Origin of the sequence: Methylovorus sp. MM2 (assembly GCF_001648895.1) — a bacterium.
Taxonomy (GTDB): Bacteria; Pseudomonadota; Gammaproteobacteria; order Burkholderiales; family Methylophilaceae; genus MM1.
The window spans coordinates 450,958-469,759 of sequence record NZ_LXUF01000011.1; the positions used below are offsets into that span (position 1 = coordinate 450,958).

20 protein-coding genes are annotated in these 18,802 nt (G+C 47.3%); 11 read left to right on the forward strand and 9 right to left on the reverse strand.

All coding sequences use genetic code 11. The features are described 5' to 3' along the window. Positions 1–34 precede the first annotated feature (34 nt). The 4 genes from A7981_RS09950 to purM all read right to left on the reverse strand — a co-directional run bounded on the left by A7981_RS09950 (position 35) and on the right by purM (position 4,232). Entirely contained in the window at positions 35–1,381 is a 1,347-nt protein-coding gene (locus A7981_RS09950) for an RsmB/NOP family class I SAM-dependent RNA methyltransferase (RefSeq protein ID WP_082889300.1), read from the reverse strand. 5 nt (positions 1,382–1,386) lie between these two features. Further along, entirely contained in the window at positions 1,387–2,394 is a 1,008-nt protein-coding gene (locus tag A7981_RS09955) for a DUF3108 domain-containing protein (RefSeq protein WP_067267592.1), read from the reverse strand. A 4-nt stretch (positions 2,395–2,398) separates the two neighbouring features. Further along, positions 2,399–3,109 carry a DUF3108 domain-containing protein gene (locus A7981_RS09960; protein WP_067267594.1) on the reverse strand — a complete coding sequence of 237 codons (711 nt, stop codon included), beginning with the start codon at positions 3,107–3,109 and terminating at the stop codon, positions 2,399–2,401. An 82-nt stretch (positions 3,110–3,191) separates the two neighbouring features. Next, positions 3,192–4,232, reverse strand: a complete 1,041-nt coding sequence (purM, locus tag A7981_RS09965) for a phosphoribosylformylglycinamidine cyclo-ligase (RefSeq protein ID WP_067267596.1) — start codon at positions 4,230–4,232, stop codon at positions 3,192–3,194. Positions 4,233–4,322: 90 nt separating this feature from the next. On the opposite strand from purM, the gene A7981_RS09970 reads away from it, so the two are divergent. Genes A7981_RS09970 through A7981_RS09980 form a run of 3 tightly spaced genes read left to right on the forward strand, consistent with a single transcriptional unit; the run spans position 4,323 to position 7,038 of the window. Continuing rightward, positions 4,323–5,405 (forward strand): AI-2E family transporter, encoded by a 1,083-nt coding sequence (locus tag A7981_RS09970; protein WP_067267599.1) that lies wholly within the window; start codon positions 4,323–4,325, stop codon positions 5,403–5,405. Further along, positions 5,402–6,022, forward strand: a complete 621-nt coding sequence (locus A7981_RS09975) for a DnaA ATPase domain-containing protein (RefSeq protein ID WP_067267601.1) — start codon at positions 5,402–5,404, stop codon at positions 6,020–6,022. Before A7981_RS09970 ends, A7981_RS09975 begins: the two co-directional genes overlap by 4 nt. Before the next feature lie 29 nt (positions 6,023–6,051). Then, a complete protein-coding gene (locus A7981_RS09980; protein WP_067267604.1) occupies positions 6,052–7,038 on the forward strand; it encodes a hypothetical protein in 987 nt (328 codons plus the stop codon). A gap of 10 nt (positions 7,039–7,048) precedes the next feature. Here A7981_RS09980 and soxZ read toward each other — a convergent pair whose 3' ends face one another. Genes soxZ through A7981_RS09995 form a run of 3 tightly spaced genes read right to left on the reverse strand, consistent with a single transcriptional unit; the run spans position 7,049 to position 9,244 of the window. Further along, a complete protein-coding gene (soxZ, locus tag A7981_RS09985) occupies positions 7,049–7,360 on the reverse strand; it encodes a thiosulfate oxidation carrier complex protein SoxZ (RefSeq protein ID WP_067267605.1) in 312 nt (103 codons plus the stop codon). Positions 7,361–7,362: 2 nt separating this feature from the next. After that, positions 7,363–7,806 carry a thiosulfate oxidation carrier protein SoxY gene (locus tag A7981_RS09990; RefSeq protein ID WP_067267912.1) on the reverse strand — a complete coding sequence of 148 codons (444 nt, stop codon included), beginning with the start codon at positions 7,804–7,806 and terminating at the stop codon, positions 7,363–7,365. A gap of 7 nt (positions 7,807–7,813) precedes the next feature. Continuing rightward, entirely contained in the window at positions 7,814–9,244 is a 1,431-nt protein-coding gene (locus A7981_RS09995; protein ID WP_067267606.1) for a M48 family metalloprotease, read from the reverse strand. 64 nt (positions 9,245–9,308) lie between these two features. Between A7981_RS09995 and moaC the strand changes: the two genes are divergently transcribed. Together moaC and A7981_RS10005 are read left to right on the forward strand one after the other, a co-directional pair. Beyond that, the gene (gene moaC / locus A7981_RS10000; protein WP_067267607.1) at positions 9,309–9,785 is read left to right on the forward strand and encodes a cyclic pyranopterin monophosphate synthase MoaC; all 477 of its coding nucleotides are present in this window, start codon (positions 9,309–9,311) and stop codon (positions 9,783–9,785) included. A 120-nt stretch (positions 9,786–9,905) separates the two neighbouring features. After that, positions 9,906–10,484, forward strand: coding sequence for a LexA family transcriptional regulator (locus tag A7981_RS10005; protein ID WP_067267608.1), 579 nt, complete (start codon positions 9,906–9,908; stop codon positions 10,482–10,484). On the opposite strand, the gene A7981_RS10010 is transcribed toward A7981_RS10005, so the two are convergent. Then, positions 10,481–11,563 (reverse strand): FAD-binding oxidoreductase, encoded by a 1,083-nt coding sequence (locus tag A7981_RS10010; RefSeq protein WP_067267611.1) that lies wholly within the window; start codon positions 11,561–11,563, stop codon positions 10,481–10,483. The two genes, A7981_RS10005 and A7981_RS10010, sit on opposite strands and share 4 nt — an antisense overlap. Then, positions 11,560–13,533 carry a monovalent cation:proton antiporter family protein gene (locus A7981_RS10015; protein ID WP_067267614.1) on the reverse strand — a complete coding sequence of 658 codons (1,974 nt, stop codon included), beginning with the start codon at positions 13,531–13,533 and terminating at the stop codon, positions 11,560–11,562. The genes A7981_RS10010 and A7981_RS10015 overlap by 4 nt, the downstream gene beginning before the upstream one ends. A gap of 104 nt (positions 13,534–13,637) precedes the next feature. Between A7981_RS10015 and A7981_RS10020 the strand changes: the two genes are divergently transcribed. From A7981_RS10020 to A7981_RS10045, 6 genes are read left to right on the forward strand one after another with little or no spacing between them, the layout of a single operon-like run. Next, entirely contained in the window at positions 13,638–14,636 is a 999-nt protein-coding gene (locus A7981_RS10020; RefSeq protein ID WP_067267615.1) for a KpsF/GutQ family sugar-phosphate isomerase, read from the forward strand. Between the two features lie 3 nt (positions 14,637–14,639). Beyond that, entirely contained in the window at positions 14,640–15,164 is a 525-nt protein-coding gene (locus A7981_RS10025) for an HAD family hydrolase (protein WP_067267617.1), read from the forward strand. Between the two features lie 18 nt (positions 15,165–15,182). Further along, the gene (lptC, locus tag A7981_RS10030; RefSeq protein ID WP_067267619.1) at positions 15,183–15,974 is read left to right on the forward strand and encodes an LPS export ABC transporter periplasmic protein LptC; all 792 of its coding nucleotides are present in this window, start codon (positions 15,183–15,185) and stop codon (positions 15,972–15,974) included. Further along, entirely contained in the window at positions 15,971–16,525 is a 555-nt protein-coding gene (gene lptA / locus A7981_RS10035; RefSeq protein WP_067267621.1) for a lipopolysaccharide transport periplasmic protein LptA, read from the forward strand. The genes lptC and lptA overlap by 4 nt, the downstream gene beginning before the upstream one ends. 58 nt (positions 16,526–16,583) lie before the next feature. Beyond that, complete coding sequence (lptB, locus tag A7981_RS10040) at positions 16,584–17,306, forward strand: LPS export ABC transporter ATP-binding protein (RefSeq protein WP_067267623.1); 723 nt, start codon at positions 16,584–16,586, stop codon at positions 17,304–17,306. 23 nt (positions 17,307–17,329) lie between these two features. Next, positions 17,330–18,781, forward strand: coding sequence for an RNA polymerase factor sigma-54 (locus A7981_RS10045; protein ID WP_067267625.1), 1,452 nt, complete (start codon positions 17,330–17,332; stop codon positions 18,779–18,781). Positions 18,782–18,802 lie beyond the last annotated feature (21 nt).

The window sequence follows — 18,802 nt, forward strand, 5'->3', positions numbered from 1 at the left end:
GTTCCTTTTATATGCTAGAGGTCAAATATTCAAATCAAGTGTTTACATCGACGGTATCTTTACTTTCAATCTGCCCTGCTGCTTCTTTTACTACAACTGATTGCTTTGCTGCGTCTTCATTAACTACTGCAACTTTTGCTTTCTCGAATACAGCGGCGAAAAAACCATCTGTCTGGTGCACATGCGGCAACAACTTAAGATACTTGCCTGTATCGAGTGCTATTTGTTGTTGTGCCAGAATCTCATTGGCCTTCACTAAGGCATAGTCAGGATGTTCCGCCAAGAATGCTTCAGCGATATCTTCATTTTCATCCTGCAACAAGCTACAAGTTGCGTAAATCAAACGCCCACCACCTTTGACCAATTTGGATGCACGGTTAAGAATGGCCGTTTGTTTGGCTCTTAACTCGATAATATCCTGCGGCATTTGGCGCCATTTTAAATCAGGGTTACGGCGCAAAGTACCCAAACCACTACATGGCGCATCGACCAGTACACGGTCAAATTTACCGTTGAGTCGTTTCAGCTTGGGGTCTTGCTCACTTGTGATCAATTGGCTATGCAGATTGGATAAACCAGATCGCTTTAGACGGGCACCAAGGTTCTGCAGACGCTTTTCTGAGACATCGAATGCATAGATACGCCCGGTATTACGCATCAATGCGCCAATTGCAAGGCTTTTGCCGCCAGCACCAGCACAGAAATCCGCAATCATCTCACCACGTTTAGGCGCGACTAATTGCGCCAGAAGCTGGCTGCCCTCGTCTTGCACTTCTATCTTGCCATCGGTAAATAATACATGGCGACTGATGGTCATCTTTTGTGCCATACGAATACCCTGCGGCGAATAGGGCGTAAGAGCAATCTCTGTATTTTCGCTGGCAAACTTGCTCACCACATCCTCACGCGATGCCTTAACCAGATTCACCCGTAGATCAAGAGACGCTGGCTGATGCATGCTACGGGCGATAGTAAGTGCCTGCTCTTCACCATACTGTTCAACCAAGCGATCCCATAACCATTCTGGCAAATCCGCCTGCATCGCCTTGCTGATGTCATCGCTGTTTTTTGCCTTGATTGCATGTGCCCATTCTTTTTGCTGCTTATTGAGCACTTCATCAAGGTCTCGCATGCTCATCCCCTGCACGCGCAATAGCCAGGCAACCAATAATTTACGCGGGTCTTCGCCATCTGCCACATACACCAGAAAAGATTTACGGCGCAGTACGCCATAGACAGATTCCGCGACAAAGGCACGGTCTTTTGTACCCAGCTCACGGTTCTGCTTGAAGAACCAGCCGAGCTTGGCATCAGCAGGTCCTGTGTTGGAAAGGACATCGGCAAGCGCCATGCCAGCCAGTCTTAATATATTTGGATTGATTACATTCATTTAAAAATATCGGTATCGAGACGGGTCACAATCTGCTCCATCACGTTACCATCTTTCTCTGTTTTACGAATTTTAAAAGGTAGATATTTATAATCCACCGCTAACCACAGCTCGGTTTTCTCATCCCCATCGCCATTGCTTCTTACAATGTGCACAACTTGCACATCCCCCAGCTTGGTACTTAAAGTCTCTTGCCCTTCAAAAAGGTAAGTATAAGCATGCAGGCGTTTACCGTTAGTGACTGAGAGCTGCATATTCACTAAAGGCGGAATAAACATGAATTGGTACATAAAGCTCAAAAGATCTTGCGCATCTTCAGGCAAGGCCACCTTACTCACGCCTTTATTGCTATTCAGCGTTAGCATGTGTTCTTGCCAGTTGAATTCAGCATGCTGTGCCTTACTCGTGTCGCTGCCATACTGGTAAAAAAAGCTGGATGGCTGCAAGCCTTTTGTCGGGCTAACGATGCCTTCACTCATTTGCACCAGCTTGCCTGACAAGATCAGGCTGGCGATACCCTTTGCTTCGGTTTCACTACTCAGCTTGTAGGTTCTATCTTCATTGGCTTTGTAGCGGATACGCGCAACACCGATCTTGCTCTGTGCATCACCACGCAATACATCGAAATCCATATCAATATGCCCTGCATGAAATTCGATCTCAACAGGGTCACTTTCCTGCGGGGCATCTTGCAACACGGCCTCGTTAAATACGCGCTCGTCAGCAGAGGACTGCTCTTGTAGAGACCCGCTATCTGCCACTGGTTGATCTACTGGCGCTGCTGGTGCCTTATGCACTGGTATGGCTTTTTTCACAGCGACCCGCTTCGGTGGTGCTTGGGGCGGCGGCAAACTCAACTGCACCTCAACTACATGTTCGTCATCCTCATCCAGCAAAGGCCAATGCCAGCCTGTACTGCCGAACACGATCAATAGATGTAATAGAACGGAAACCGCAAGGGCGAATACATAGCGCCAATAAACAGATATTTTGGATAGACGCAAAAGCCTACTCGACTTGAATGCTGGTCAGGGTCTGCTCGATCTTCATGCCATTTTCGTCGCGCATTTCCAAGCGAACAGGCAGATAATGGTTTTCAACACCCAGCCATAATTCTTTTGAATCGTCATTCGATGCAGCATCTGCATCCATTAAATGGATGGTCTTGAATTTTTTATCACCGATCTCGACCACGACATCACGTTCAGTCACTTTGTAGTGATAATCGCGCAGTTTTTTACCTGTGGTCACCGGCAAATTAAATTCATCGCCTGCAGGTGGGGCAAACATGAATTGGTAAATAAAGCTGGCGATATCTTGCGCGCCTTTTTCAAGCGTTGCCGTGACCGGCTTACCCTTCACCTGCATATTAAGCTTACCGGCTGACCAATCGAAATCAGCGAACAAAGACTTCTTTGCCTTATCGCCCTGATGCAATTCAAAGTGCGCAGGCTTTAAACCCTCAGGGGTGATCTCCCCCTCACTCAATAACCTGCGTTTACCGAATAAAGCGTAGACGCCGATGCCCGTAGTGACACTTTCAATCTTGTAGCGGCCATTCTCGGCACGATAACTCTCTTCGATGGTGGCAAATGGCTGCCCGTTGCGCGTGGCCTGATAAACGACATCGACTTTGGTAGGTGCTGCGGCATGCGCAACACCGGATAAAGCCAAGACAAGAAACTGTATAACGGCTATATATCGCCCGATGACCTGCATATTCAATTTCTCCCAAAGGCTTTTGGACGGCTCAAAACTCAGAAAGTGCGATCTTTAAATGGTGTAACCTTTAAAGACTAAATCAAACAACGACTGTGGCATGCTCTCCAGCAGCTTGACGACGGATATGACCGATCTCAAAGACCTGTTCACCCTCAGTCGTCAATAACGCTTTAGCCGCAGCAGCATCTTGCGCAGATACAATCACCACCATACCGATGCCGCAATTGAATGTGCGGTACATCTCGTCATCGGTCACATTGCCTTGTGCTTGCAACCAACTAAACAATGGTGGCAACTGCCAGCCTGTTTTCTTGACTTCGGCAGTCAACCCTTCAGGTAAAACACGTGGAATATTCTCGGTGATACCGCCACCTGTAATGTGTGCCATACCCTTAACAGGCAAAGCAGCAAGCAATTTAAGCAAAGGTTTTACGTAGATACGTGTGGGTGCCATAACAACATCACGGAATGGTTTACCGTGAAAATCACTATCCCAAGCGATACCTGATTTTTCGATCAATTTACGAATGAGAGAGTATCCATTGGAGTGGGCACCGCTAGATGCAAGGCCCAGTACCACATCACCCTCAGCTATGGTGCTGCCATTGATGATAGCTTCTTTATCAACTGCGCCAACGGCAAAACCAGCAAGATCATACTCACCGGCAGGGTACATGCCAGGCATCTCGGCGGTTTCACCACCGACTAATGCACAACCCGACTGCTCACAACCAAGGGCGATACCTTTGATGACTTGTGCTGCCACGCCGACTTCGAGCTTTCCGCAAGCGAAATAATCCAAGAAGAACAATGGCTCAGCGCCTTGTACCAGAATATCGTTCACGCTCATGGCCACAAGATCGATACCAACGGTATCGTGTTTATTCAATTGAAACGCCAGTTTAAGCTTGGTACCCACGCCATCCGTACCAGAAACCAGCACCGGGTTCTTGAATTTTTTAGGCACTTCAAACAATGAGCCAAAGCCACCAATTCCACCCAAAACCTCCGGGCGCATGGTACGCTTGGCATATGGCTTGATTTCCTCTACCAGCGCATCGCCAGCTTCAATATCGACACCCGCATCGCGGTAGCTAATCGAGGTTTTTTCAGAATTCAAGTTGAGTTCTCGCTTTCCACAAGATAATTTGAGTAAGTCACTTAATAAATTTAAGTCATGCGTGACTGAATAAGTATAATTTTAACCGAAATGACAGATAAACGAGAAAACGTGTTGCCTGATTACCGCATTATCTTGCTGGTAGCCTTTGCTTTTTTCATTTTTTATCTGCTTTTGCCCATCATGACACCCTTTTTGATCGCGGCTATCGTGGCTTATATCTGTAGCCCGCTTGCCGATAAACTTGAAACCATACAAATCGGCAAGTTCAAGATCGGCCGTACCATAGCGACAATCATCATCATGGCACTATTAGTCGGTGTGATTACGTTAATACTCCTCATCATCGTACCGCTCATGCAAAAAGAACTGTTTTTGGTTGCAGAGCGCATCCCTGTTTATTTCAGCACATTCAAACAACGTGTGGACCCTTGGCTTATTCAGCACTTTGGGGTGTCTTTAGCGATCGACTCTGCGCAGATTCAGGCGATCATTACAAAGAATTGGAAATCTGCCGGTGATTTTGCCACGCAATTCTTACGGGTACTCAGCGATCACGGGTTAGCGTTAGTCGCGTGGCTCGCGAATTTGCTCATTATCCCTCTTGTGTTCTTCTATCTACTACGCGACTGGCATGGCTTGGTCGACCGTGTAGAGCAACTTCTACCACGCCGCTGGCATAGTAAAACCACCAATATCGCCAGCGAAGTCGATCTGGTATTGGGTGAATTCTTGAGAGGTCAATTAGCGGTCATGTTATTGATGAGCGCCTTCTACTCAATCGGCTTATGGATGGCAGGGCTTGAACTTGCATTACCGATAGGCTTACTAGCTGGTCTGCTCGGTTTTGTGCCTTATTTAGGCATAGGCACCGGCATGTTGTTAGCCTTACTAGCTTCTGCATTGCAATTTACCAGCATCGGACAATTCATTCCCGTGGCTATCGTCTTTGGACTTGGGCAGGTATTAGAGAGCATGTTCCTCACACCGCAGCTAGTTGGGGAGCGTATCGGGCTGCATCCAGTAGTCGTTATCTTCGCACTTTTGGCAGGCGGTGAGCTATTCGGATTTACCGGTATTTTGCTTGCATTACCAGTCAGCGCAGCAATTGCAGTGGGCTTACGCCATGCCAAAACAAGTTATTTAGCCAGTCAGTTATATCTTAAAAAATGAAACAGTTACTTTTGGATATTCAACCGGCGGCCCTGCCGACCATGGAGAATTTCGTCATTGGCCGTAATGCCGAGGCATTACATAGCTTGCACGCCGTCATTGATGGGAACGCACAATCTAGATTTATTTATCTCTGGGGTGAGGCTGGCAGTGGCAAGAGCCATCTCTTATCCGGCATCGAATTGCTGTCGAAAGACACTAAGCAACAGGTCATTTGTGTCGATGACGTGCATTTACTGAATGACGAAGCACAGATCGATTTATTCAACACTTATAATCAATTGCGCGCATCAGATGGCGTATTGATTACTAGCGGAATCGCTGCCCCAACGCAGATGGGCTTACGCGATGATTTAGCCACCAGATTAGCATGGGGGCTGACTTATCAATTACATCCGCTAAGCGACAATGAAAAAGCTCAAGCCCTTAAAAGTCACGCACAGGTGCGCGGCATGAAACTACCGGATGAAGTGCTGGATTACTGCTTACGGCATCTACGCCGCGATATGCCGTCATTGATCGCGACACTGGATGCGCTAGATGAGTGGTCGCTCACTTACAAACGAGCCGTAACCTTACCATTATTAAAACAGTTACTTAATCTATCGCAACCCTGAATCAATGACGTCTTTTAGGTGAAAATTTAATGGCTATTTACAGGTGCAGTCAATGTAATTACATCGCCGAAATCGAGGTCGAGAAAATAGGCAGTTCATTAGCATGCAAGCGTTGCCAGCACTCGAACAAAGTGTGGGATACCACCTTCTTCGTCACGAAACTTTTAGAGCAACATTTTGCTTTACAGCAATCTATTAAACGCGCTCAAACGAAAATAATACCCAAAGATGACCCTGATATTGGGGCTGAAAATATACTTTCCGGCATCAGCCTGTTCAATACAGACTTGATGGCTAGTGACGCGCAACATAAACCTATCCAAACCTGGTTTTCCAAACTGCATATACAGGCATCCCCAAACCATAAAGCCGTTGATACAACAGGATTTTTTGATGAGATCGCGAATGAAATTGGCAACAACTATGCGCTCTTCAACCCGTTGTTAGAACAAATCTGCTATGCGCAAACTAAAAACCATAATGGCACCACCCTTAGTCTTTCACAAAAAACACCTAGTGAAGTTAAGACATTGACCGCATTTTGCAGGCAACTTTACGATTATTCGTTTGTAGGAAAATATTTCCATCAGAAAACAGAAAAATCGATACGATTGATATTGCAAACTTCACCAGTTATTCGCAGTTTTTTCAGCGGCGCATGGCTAGAGTGGTTTGCGATGATGCAGGTTCTAATACTGGCGCAGGAGAAAAATATTCCATTTTCATGTGCCCGCAATCTTTCCATCACTTTCGCTAATAATGATGTAAACGAGTTGGACGTTTTTTTCCTGATTAACGAAAAAACACCTATCTGCATCGAATGCAAAACGGGCGAATATAAATCCTCTATTGAGAAATACCGTATTATCAAAAAGAGGCTCGGATTGCAAAAAAACCAATTTATTCTTTGCGTCGCAGGGCTATCTGATGAACATGCTCAAGGCATGAGCAGCATGTATGAGATCACGTTTGTTAATGAAAAAGGGCTAAACACCCATTTACGAAGTTTCATTTAGATCACATGACCTAAACGACAAAGATTTGGGAATTACCTGTATTACCCTGATTGTCATGCCAAACAATGACAATCTTATCCCCGATTTTGGCACCTTTGAGATGAAATGTTAGGTAAGGGTCTTTAGCGATACCTGTCCCCCATTCTGCTTCCAGAACCGTTTTATCATTCAGTAGCATCGTGACGAGCTGAATAAAATGGGCGGGCACGATTTCGCCAGCACCATTCTTGCGCCGACCTGTTTCCATCGGGTGACTCATCAGCACTTTGATTTCAGTAATATCGTCATTGAGTTGAGCGCGCAGCTTGATATCGTTTGCCATCGCTAGCCGCACCCATTCTCAAAAACTTCAACACGTTTGCTCGCCGTGAAATATTGCCCATCCGCCTTGATGAACACCTGAATATCATCGGTCTCTGCCATTTTTATGCGGGTGATGAGGTAGGGCTGCATACCATTGGATAAAATAAAATTTGCAATCAGCGGGGTCGGGTTCTTTGCGACCATGATCAAGATCGCTTCAGTATTCGCAATATGACTCGTGATCTCTACCTGCACGACAGCGCCATTCTCTGCACGATCTGGCGCGATCACTTTGATCTGTGGGCTGACTTTAGCCGACAAAATCCCCAACTCCTTTTTTACGATATCTAAAGAAGATGTTTCAAAAGCAGCCTTATTCCAAATGGCAGCCAAGGTTTCTAGTGGCGCCAGTAAACTCCATGCAATTGCGCCGCCCAAGATTTTTAAGAAGTTTCTACGTTGCATCATTGGTCTACTTAGGTTTCTTAGGATCATCGACCAACTGGCGCAGTTGGCTCAAGCGCGCCTCCACAATGGAGTGCTGGTAAAAATCCCCATCAGTCGCTTTTGCCGCGAGATCCATCTGTTCTATAGCTTTAGGGATGTGATAGCGACGTACATAAGCCTCCCCTTGCGCTTGATGACGCAACAACACTTTGCCCTGCATGGTATAGGCCTTGGATATCAGCTCGTAGAAATAAGGATCGTCAGGAAAAGAGGACTGTTTATCACTGATCAACTTCAACGCATTATCAACCTGATTCAAGGCAAGTAGATGCTCGGCATAACCATAGATGAGCGCACGATGATTCGGGAAAATGGCAAGACCAGTAATAAATGCTTTCTCAGCCTGCTCCGGCTTGTTTTGTGCAACAGCGATATTGGCCGCCAGATTCGCAATCATGGCATGCACAGGGGCATTCATCTTTAGCCAATCAAGCTCTTTGGCAGCGCCTGTGAAATCACGCTTACGCATCAGGGCGATGGCTAACCCATAATGCTGGCCTGCTTCGTTGGTATATTTCTTTTCTTGCAGGTTATTACGAAATGAATCTACAGCCTGTGTCGGCGTACCCAGATCAGCCAGCAGTTTTGCGCGGACATAGTAAAACTCCTGACTATCTTCCACGAGTTTAAAAGAGCTCATCTGCTCCACTCTGCCGCGCACATCAGTGATACGTTCCGTGGTCAGCGGGTGGGTACGAAGAAAAGAAGGTGCCGTACCTTGAACAAAGCGCGTGCCTTTTTGTAGCACTTCAAAGAAAGCGGGCATGCCATGTGGGTCAAAGCCTGAATCCGTCATGATCTGCAAACCCACGCGGTCGGCCTCACGCTCATGATCGCGCGTGTAATCCAGCTGCTTCTGAATAGCGTTTGCACTGGCCGTCATCATCGCGCCTCCGCCAAGCTGGGGATTGCCCACGGCTGCAAGTAACGCCAATGCCATGGTGGCCATTGAGACGACTGAATCTATCTTTTGCTGAGCCAGCATACGCGCAAGATGGTGCTGCACCACATGACCGATTTCGTGCCCCAGCACCCCTGCGACTTCGGATTCTGTATCGGCAGCAATGATCAGACCCGTATGCACTCCGACAACCCCACCCGGCATCGCAAACGCATTGATGGTGTTATCTTTCACAACAAAGAAATTGAACTGCTGATGTGGATCAGGGCCATGGCTCGCAAGACGGTAGCCCAGATTCTGTACGTAATCGTTCACTTCAGCATCGCTGACAACATCATCACTCGCCATCACCTGACGCATGATCTGATCAGCTATCTTTTGCTCTTGCAATGGTGATAAAACAGTCGCGGATGAATCACCCAGCTCAGGCAAACCATCAGCTAATGCCAATGGAGAGAGGAACAACGCACAGACAATCATGTAAATCGGCTTCATCTTGGTATGATAACAATCTCAGGATTCAAGTTCACCTAGCATTTTGCTTAGAAAGAAGGCAGCAATGAGCGAGCTCACGCATTTTAATAGCGCAGGACAAGCCCACATGGTCGATATCGGCGAGAAAACCGAAACCCATCGCATCGCGGTCACCAGCGGCAAAATCAGCATGCTACCAGCGACACTGCAACTGATACTGAAAGGTGATGCAAAAAAGGGCGATGTATTAGGTATCGCCAGAATCGCAGCGATTCAGGGCTCCAAACGTACATCAGACCTCATTCCTTTGTGCCACCCGATCAGCCTGACCAAAGTGAATGTTGAATTTGAGATAGATGAAGCCGATGCCATCATCACATGTAAAGTCACCGCTGAAACCATTGGCCGCACAGGTGTAGAGATGGAGGCACTAACTGCCACAAGTGTAGCGTTACTGACCATTTACGATATGTGCAAAGCAGTAGATCGGGGGATGCAAATCAGTGAAATCAAGTTACTGGAAAAAATAGGCGGCAAATCTGGTCACTGGACGGCATCCTAATCTGAATGGCACCCCAATAATGCGCATTCTCTAAAATTTAATTTAAGCACTGGATTAAAAACGCATAAATATTGAATTCAGGGTATTGACTACTGTACGAACGTACATTAATCTATTTCCATGGATAAAGATTTCGAATATTTGGGCAGCATTCAGGATTACTACGCCGAGCATAAAACGCTACCGTCGTTTGCACTGATTGCACAACTGCTGGGCTTTAAATCAAAGAATGCAGTCACGGCATTAGTCGCAAGGTTCAGGTTGCAGGGTTTTCTTGATTATGCGCCAGACAAACGCCTGAAACCTGGCAGAAGGTTCTTTGAACGTACCCTAGCCGAGAGCACCGTACAAGCAGGCATGCCAACACCAGCATTTGGTGGGCAACCCGAGACCCTCAGCATTGATGATTATTTGGTAGAACGCCCATCCAAGTCGGTGCTCATCACAGTAAGAGGTGACTCGATGATTGATGCTGGCATATTCCCCGATGATGTCGTCATCGTAGAAAAACGCCCGATGGCGAATATCGGCGATATCGTCGTCGCGATCATTGATAACGAATTTACGCTCAAGACTTTAGGCCGAGAAAACGGCAAGTTTATTCTCATTCCCGCCAATAAAGACTACCCAGTTATTCGCCCCAAAACCGACTTTGAGATATTCGGTATCGTCGTAGGTCAGTTCAGGAAATACGGTTAAACAGGGTAAGCATAAGCTGAAATATCCAGCTCAGATTGCTGCCCGCTGATTAAATCAGCCGTGATCTGTGCACTAATAGGTGCCATCGTCAGGCCGTAACGGAAATGACCAGTATTGAGATAGAGATTCTCGATATGTGGATGAGGGGCGATTGTCGGCAGATTATCAGGTGTACCCGGCCTTAGACCGCTCCAATGCTTGATGATAGGCATCCCCTTTAATTCAGGCATGATCGCTTCCGCCTTATGGCTAATCTCGTCACGCACTTTTGCAGTAGTTGATGCATCGAAACCTACATCCTCCAGCGTACTGCCCGCTAACAAATAACCATCTTTACGCGGCACCATATAAAAACCATCACGGTAGACGATTTGTTCCAGATTCTTTTCAGGTTGATAAAGCAATATCTGCCCACGCATCGGTTTGATATTCAACTTTTGGGCGGTTTCTTTTAATAGCTCAAAGCTCCACGCACCTGAAGTCACCACAAATTTATCGGCCTTCAATGTCTCCCCGCTTACGGTTTTCCATTCATCTAGGCTTGTGGTTTCTTTCAGGGGCGTTAATTCAGTATGCTCAAGCAGCGTCACGTGGTTTTTCTCAAGCCAAGCGCGTAAAGCCAGCATGAGATAAGGTGGACGTATCTGACTGACACTAGGTAGCCATAAAGCATCATCGCCAGTGACTGATTGAATACCAAACGATGAGGCACTCACTGGATGAGCCGAAAAATGATGCCGATCACACCATTGGCGAGCTATTTCCACATCAAACGGTGGTAACAATAAAAAACCTGACGGCAACAGGTCAGAATCTATCCCGGTTTCATCCAGTAATCGTTGCGCTATTTCAGGATATAGGCTGGCACCGGCGAGTGTTAGCGCATTGACCGGTTCCGAATACATCCAGGGTAACAATGGGAATAGAACACCTGCGCCAGCCCATGAAGACTCACCCGATGTCTGGCTTGCGATCTTATTACGCTCCACGATCGTCACTTCATAACCGCGCGTTACAAGCTCCATAGCCGTCAGGCAGCCGACAATACCGCCGCCAGCGATCACAACACGTTGGCTCATTTGATACGGCTTAACAATGCTTTTTCTGCACCGGCCAGATCATCAGGCGTTCCCAGCAAGACAACCACATCGCCTTCAGCAAATACAAAATCCGGTTCTGGCTTAAATGGCTTGAATGTCTGACGACGAATCGACTGTACTTCGACGACGAACTTGGAAAAATCGATATCTTTCAACTTACGCCCCAAACAATAAGCTGAAGCCGTGATCGCAACAGAATGTAAACGCGGCTGTGTTTTTTCGATAGGCTCATCGATATCTGACATACCGTGGAAGAAGCCCCGAAACATCTTATAACGCTCTTCGCGGAACTTACGGATACGTTTGACGACTCGATTGAGCGGCACACCCAGCAAGACCAAGGCATGAGAAGCAAGCATAAGACTGCCCTCCAACACTTCAGGCACAACCTCGGTGGCGCCTGCCGCGCGGAATGCTTCCATGTTGGAATCATCAACAGTACGTACGATGACAGGCAAACCGGGATAGTTATCTTCGACCACATGCAAGATCTTCATCGCAGAAGGCTCATCGTCATAACTTACGATCAGTGCCTTGGCTCTCGCTGCCCCTGCGGCTTCAAGCACAACGCGACGACCAGCATCACCATACAGCACGTTTTCACCGGCAGAACCTGCTTCACGTACCCGTGATGGATCAACATCCAGCGCAATGAACGGAATGCTTTCTTCAGTAAGAAAACGTGCAAGATACTGCCCGCTACGACCAAAACCACAAATAATCACATGGCCGGAAAGCTCTTTACCGATATCTTCAATACCATGAATCTGCTTCTCGCGATTCTTCACATAACTACGCGATAAACGCTCACCCAGCCGCTCGTTGTACTGAATAATAAAGGGCGCCACCACCATCGAGATCAATGACGCTGCAAGCACGATATGAAAAGCATGACCACTTAAAAGATGATGTTCTGCCCCTAAAGCCAGCACCACAAAACTAAACTCACCAGCCTGAGCCAACGTCACGCCCGTGCGAATAGCAACCCCTGGCTCGTAACCGAATATTCTGCTCAACACTGCCACCAATGCTGCCTTTAAGGTAACAAAAGCAAATACCAATAGCAGCACCCAACCGATATTATCAATCAGCGCATGAAAATCCAGCAGCATGCCCACCGTAATGAAAAACAGGCCGAGCAAAATATCGCGGAAAGACGCAATATCAGATTCCACCTGATAGCGATAACGCGTTTCGGAGATCAGCATGCCCGCAATGAAAGCACCAAGCGCATAAGAAAGGCCGGCCAGTTTGGTCGCATACGCCAATATCAAGGTGACCATCAACACATTCATGACAAATAACTCACGGGAACGTTGACGCGCAACCAGATTGAACCAAGGCGTGAGCAAGGCCTTACCAAAGGCAAATAAAAAGCCCAGCATCACGGTGGCTTTAAGCATGGAGACTCCCAAAGCCTCTATCAGCGTATCGGTATGCGCCCCCAATGTAGGAATGAGCACCAGAAGAGGAACAACCGCGATATCCTGAAACAACAGTACGCCAATGGCCAAGCGACCATGCCTTGAATTTAACTCCAAGCCTTCCACTAACATCTTAGAAACGATCGCAGTTGACGACATCGCCAATGCCCCACCGATCACGAACGAAGCAGCCCAGCTCAAGCCTAGGAAACGACAGACCAAAATGACGATAATCATGGTAATAGATACCTGCGCACCGCCAAGGCCGAAAACTGTTTTCCGCATTGCATACAACTGAGTCAGACTGAACTCAAGGCCGATACTAAACATCAGGAATACGATGCCGAACTCAGCCAATTCACGATTTGCCTCAGTATCGGGCAAGATACCGAACGTTTTTGGGCCCAGAATCAAACCAACAAGAAAATAAGCCAACATCGCAGGCAGCTGAAAAGCCCGAAATAGCGCTACTGCCAGCACTGAGCTAGTAAGCAGGAGGAGGATGGCTGGTAAGGTGTCGTGCATAAGCGGTTGATTTAGGCAAAAATTATGCCGACTTTGATAAAAGTCGCAATAATTTGTCTATCTTTCCTTTATTCGTAAGACATTCCCTTTTATACTTGGCAGGTATGGAAACATCAAAATTACAAAAAATAGGCGCTACAAAAGCGCCGATTGAGCTAGCCAAAGAAGTTTTGTTGATTGAGGCGCGTGAAGTCGAAGCGCTAGCCCATAGATTAGACGAAAACTTCAATCGCGCAATCGACCTCATTTTACAATGCCAAGGCCGTGTTGTGGTGACCGGAATAGGTAAATCCGGCCATATTGGCAATAAAATCGCAGCGACACTTGCCAGCACTGGCACGCCTGCATTTTTCATGCATCCGGCAGAAGCAAGTCATGGCGATTTAGGCATGATCACGAAAGATGACGTCGTCCTCGCGCTCTCTAACTCAGGTGAGGCAGATGAGCTATTGACGATCATCCATCCGATCAAGCGCATGGGTGCAAAACTCATCAGCATTACCGGAAACCCCAAATCTACATTATCCAAAGCGGCGGATGTATTTCTGGATGCGCATGTATCACAAGAAGCCTGTCCACTTGGACTCGCACCGACGGCAAGCACAACAGCCGCACTGGCACTAGGTGATGCCTTGGCAGTGACCTTGTTGGACTTACGCGGCTTTTCATCCGAGGATTATGCACGATCGCACCCGGGCGGCAGTTTAGGGCGGCGCCTGCTAGTACGTGTCAAAGACATTATGCGCAAAGGCATCGAGGTGCCTAGCGTAGGTAAAGGCGCATCGCTAAAAGATGGCCTACTCGAAATGTCGCGTAAAGGTCTAGGCATGACCGCCATTGTTGATGACTCCAACCATCCGGTCGGTGTATTTACCGATGGCGATTTACGTCGTGCATTTGAATCTGGCGTTGATGTCACCAGCACAACAATATGGGAGGTAATGAACTCAAAACCTGCGAATATTGGTCCTGACCAATTAGCGGTTGATGCAGTGGAGCTCATGGAACAAAGAAAAATCAGTGCATTGTTAGTCGTAGATGCACAAGGAACATTGGTTGGCGCATTAAATATGCACGACCTGCTTATTGCAAAGGTGGTTTAAAAAGTGATCTCTGTAGAAGAACGTGCCAAACGGCTCAAACTCGTGGTATTCGATGTAGACGGCGTCATGACGGATGGCGGTCTGATGTTGTCCGATAATGGTTTGGAGTCAAAAATATTCCATTCCCAAGATGGCTTGGGCTTAAAGCTATTAAAAGCCAGTGGTGTAGAAATGGCGATCGTGACAGGCCGCACATCGAATGTCGTGGTCAAACGCGCAGAGAATATCGGCATCACCCATTATCACCAAGGCATTGAGAATAAACTTGAGGCGTTTGACCTCATCCTGAAAGAGACGGGATTCAGCTATGAAGAAGCCGCATTTATGGGGGATGATGTCATTGATCTCCCGCCAATGCGAAGAGCAGGCCTTGCTGTCACAGTACCGCATGCAATGCCTTTGGTAAAAGAGTACGCACATTATGTAACAACGCGTGAAGCAGGCCATGGTGCCGTGCGAGAACTTTGTGAATTGATCATGAAGGCGCAAGGTACATTTGATGCCCAAATGGCACAGTTTTTAAAATAATATCGGTCAGATTTTTAAGTGTACGGACGTTCTACGATTCTTTTTCCTTTGGCGCTTTTAGCGCTATTGGCGTTGCTGACATTATGGATTGATCGATCTGTGCAGCCGCCTGAGAAGAAACCGGATGGCAATTCACGGCATGACCCAGACTACATATTGCATGATTTCGTGACATCCAAAACCGACATCAATGGCAAGCTACAGTACATGCTGGCAGCAACTGAAATGAAACATTACCCGGACGATGACAGCACATCACTCATTCGTCCACGTTTCACGCAATACGCAACGGATAAGCCTTACACCCAGATCGAAGCACAGCGCGGCACAGTATCCAGCGATGGCGAGGTCGTGGAATTTATGGACAAGGTAAAGGTGGTACGGCAGGCGTTTAAAGATAGAGGCGAGATGACTGTATTCACTGAGTATCTAAAGGTTTTCCCTAAAACGGATATCGCCACCACCGATAAACCTATTTTGATTACTCAAGCACCGAATACGGTGATTCATGCCAATGCCATGGTTTATGATAAAAAACGCAAAGTGATCAACCTTTCTCAAAAGGTACGAGTACACTATGAAAGGCCAGCGCCTATTGTAGCGCCTGCGAGTGCTAGGTCTGTGAATACAACTAAGTCTGCTAGTAATCCTGTTAATAAAAAGAATAGCCCTGTACCTGAAAAGGCCAAGCCTAAGGCAGCAGTTAAAAATACGACACCAAACAATGCCAGAACCAAAAAAACAATCCAACCCAATATCCAGCGTAAATCTGCGCTTAACCAGCAATACCGGAACTCGGAGACATCATGACTAAGTCGTTACATCTTAGCCTGCTAGCTACTTTACTGGCCTTATCTTGCGTAACGGCACATGCTGAAAAAGCGGATCGCGATAAACCTATCGACCTAGAAGCCGACACAGTCACGGTCAACGATGCCAAAAAGACGAGCACCTACACTGGCAATGTCATCCTTACGCAGGGTACATTGATTATTCGTGGTGACAAACTGGTCATACGTGAAGATAAAGAAGGTTTTCAGCATAGTACGTCTTATGGCAACCCGACGACCTTCAAGCAGAAACTTGAGGGGAAAAGTGAGTATATGGAAGGCAGCGCGCAGCGAATCGAATACGATGGCCGTATGGACAAAGTGCAGCTTTACACTAAGGCCTGGGTAAAACGTGGGGACGATATCGTCCATGGTGATTACATCATGTATGACGCGAATGCAGAATATGCCGAAGTCATCGGTGGCGGCTCTCAGACAGATACCCCATCGGCACCTAATGGCCGCGTACGTGCTGTCATTCAGCCAAAGAAAAAAGCGGATAGCCCTGTTGCACCTGCGACACCTAACTAAAAGACTTCATCCGAGGATGACCCGAATAACCGAATCTATTTGAAGAATATCGCGACAGATGAGTGAGTTGATCGTAGAAGGTTTACGCAAGAAATATAAATCCCGCACCGTCGTGCAGGATATTTCACTGAGCCTGAAAAGTGGTGAAGTCGTCGGCCTGCTTGGCCCAAATGGCGCGGGTAAGACCACCAGCTTTTATATGATGGTCGGTCTAGTGCCATTGGATGGCGGAAGGATTTTACTGGATGGCAGGGATCTAAGCCGTTTGCCTATCCACCAGCGCGCGCGCCTCGGTGTTTCCTACCTGCCACAAGAGCCTTCCATTTTCCGTAAGATGACGGTGGCAGAAAACATCACCGCGATTCTGGAGCTGCAAAAACTCACGCCTGAAGAACAAAGCAAACAGCTGGAATCTCTACTAGAAGAGCTCCATATCACGCATATTCGCAATAACATGGGCGTGAGTCTTTCTGGTGGTGAGCGCCGCCGTGTGGAGATTGCACGTTGTCTCGCGACAAACCCAAGCTTTATCCTGTTGGATGAACCGTTTGCCGGTATCGACCCGATCGCCGTGCTGGATATTCAGAAAATCATTCGCTTCCTCACCGAAAAAAACATTGGTGTATTGATTACCGACCACAATGTACGAGAAACCCTAGGCATCTGCGATAGAGCGTATATTGTAAATGAAGGACGCGTATTCGCAGCAGGCGCGCCCAGCGAGATCATTCATAACAAGAGCGTGAGAGAAGTCTACCTCGGTAAGGATTTCCGTCTGTAATCAGTGCGTACAGCGGATTAAAAATGAAGCAAAGCTTACAACTTAAATTTTCGCAACATTTAGCGCTAACTCCGCAGTTGCAGCAGTCTATCCGCTTGCTGCAACTGTCAACGCAAGAGCTGAATCAAGAGCTGGAAACACTCTTGCAAGAAAATCCTTTGCTGGAGCGTGCAAGCAAAAGTGAAGACAGCATCGACCCAGATGCCGAGAATTTCGTTCCTAATGGCAACAACAATACGACTGAAGTTGCAGCGCCTGACAATAATGAAGAGCCGCCTCGTCAAGAAGAGATCAGCGATGATTATTTCGAGTTCTCCAATACTGGTCGCTGGGAAGAAAATAGCGCTGGCAATGATGATGATAACGACTTCAGTTTTCAGGAAGCCATCAAGCCTACGCTTCGCGAGCACCTACTGAGCCAGATTAAGCTGCTGCCCCTATCTGAGCGTGACCAGACCTTATCCATGCTGCTGGTAGACACCATCAATGACGACGGCTACCTTGAACAGTCATTGGAAGATTTCGCCGCAGGACTCCCTGAAGAACTTGAGATCGATCTACTGGAGTTACAGACTGCACTCAAACATATCCAACATCTTGATCCGCCAGGTATCGCATCAAGAAACCTTTCAGAATGCCTCACGCTTCAGTTGGAAGCATTGCCAGAAGATACGCCAAATCTAAAAATCGCCATTGAGGTCACTAAGAGTCATTTACCGCTACTAGCCACACGCGATTACGCAAAACTGCGCAAGCTTCTGCAATGCGACGATGAAGTATTGCGTGCGGTACAACAATTGGTGATACAGCTTAATCCACGACCCGGCAGTGAATTCACCAGCATCAGCTCCGACCATTACATTCAGCACGAAATCATGGTCAAAAAGTACAAAGGTGTATGGATCGCCAGCCTGAATGACGAAGTCGTGCCTAAGTTACGCATCAACCAGCTTTATGCAGGTATTTTGAAACGTAATCGCGATAGCTCCAGTCAATACTTAATGAGCCAGATGCAAGAAGCCAAGTGGATGATCAAGAATATCCAGCAGCGTTTCTCTACCATATTGCGCGTATCCCAAGCCATCGTAGACCGCCAGCGTAAGTTTTTTGAGCATGGCGAAGTCGCGATGCGCCCACTGGTTTTGCGCGAAATCGCAGATGAGCTAGGCTTACACGAATCCACTGTTTCCCGTGTGACTACACGCAAATATATGCTGACCCCGCGTGGTGTGTACGAGCTTAAATATTTCTTCGGCAGCCATGTCGCTACAGAATCTGGCGGCGCTTGCTCTGCAACGGCAATACGCGCGCTCATTAAGCAGATGGTCGGCGAAGAGAACCCGAAAAAACCGTTATCAGACAATCAAATTACTGACATTCTAAGTAAGCAAGGCATCATGGTCGCCAGACGGACCATTGCGAAATACCGCGAGTCTCTTCAGATACCCGCGGCTAACCAGCGTAAATCGCTTTGATTTACGTTTTTATACTGTGAA

Coding starts and splice junctions, on each gene's coding strand:
- A7981_RS09960 (WP_067267594.1), bottom strand. CDS start 3,109: ATGCAGGTCATCGGGCGATATATAGCCGTTATACAGTTTCTTGTCTTG.
- A7981_RS09970 (WP_067267599.1), top strand. CDS start 4,323: ATGACAGATAAACGAGAAAACGTGTTGCCTGATTACCGCATTATCTTG.
- A7981_RS09975 (WP_067267601.1), top strand. CDS start 5,402: ATGAAACAGTTACTTTTGGATATTCAACCGGCGGCCCTGCCGACCATG.
- A7981_RS09980 (WP_067267604.1), top strand. CDS start 6,052: ATGGCTATTTACAGGTGCAGTCAATGTAATTACATCGCCGAAATCGAG.
- soxZ (WP_067267605.1), bottom strand. CDS start 7,360: ATGGCAAACGATATCAAGCTGCGCGCTCAACTCAATGACGATATTACT.
- A7981_RS09990 (WP_067267912.1), bottom strand. CDS start 7,806: ATGCAACGTAGAAACTTCTTAAAAATCTTGGGCGGCGCAATTGCATGG.
- A7981_RS09995 (WP_067267606.1), bottom strand. CDS start 9,244: ATGAAGCCGATTTACATGATTGTCTGTGCGTTGTTCCTCTCTCCATTG.
- moaC (WP_067267607.1), top strand. CDS start 9,309: ATGAGCGAGCTCACGCATTTTAATAGCGCAGGACAAGCCCACATGGTC.
- A7981_RS10005 (WP_067267608.1), top strand. CDS start 9,906: ATGGATAAAGATTTCGAATATTTGGGCAGCATTCAGGATTACTACGCC.
- A7981_RS10010 (WP_067267611.1), bottom strand. CDS start 11,563: ATGAGCCAACGTGTTGTGATCGCTGGCGGCGGTATTGTCGGCTGCCTG.
- A7981_RS10015 (WP_067267614.1), bottom strand. CDS start 13,533: ATGCACGACACCTTACCAGCCATCCTCCTCCTGCTTACTAGCTCAGTG.
- A7981_RS10020 (WP_067267615.1), top strand. CDS start 13,638: ATGGAAACATCAAAATTACAAAAAATAGGCGCTACAAAAGCGCCGATT.
- lptA (WP_067267621.1), top strand. CDS start 15,971: ATGACTAAGTCGTTACATCTTAGCCTGCTAGCTACTTTACTGGCCTTA.
- lptB (WP_067267623.1), top strand. CDS start 16,584: ATGAGTGAGTTGATCGTAGAAGGTTTACGCAAGAAATATAAATCCCGC.
- A7981_RS10045 (WP_067267625.1), top strand. CDS start 17,330: ATGAAGCAAAGCTTACAACTTAAATTTTCGCAACATTTAGCGCTAACT.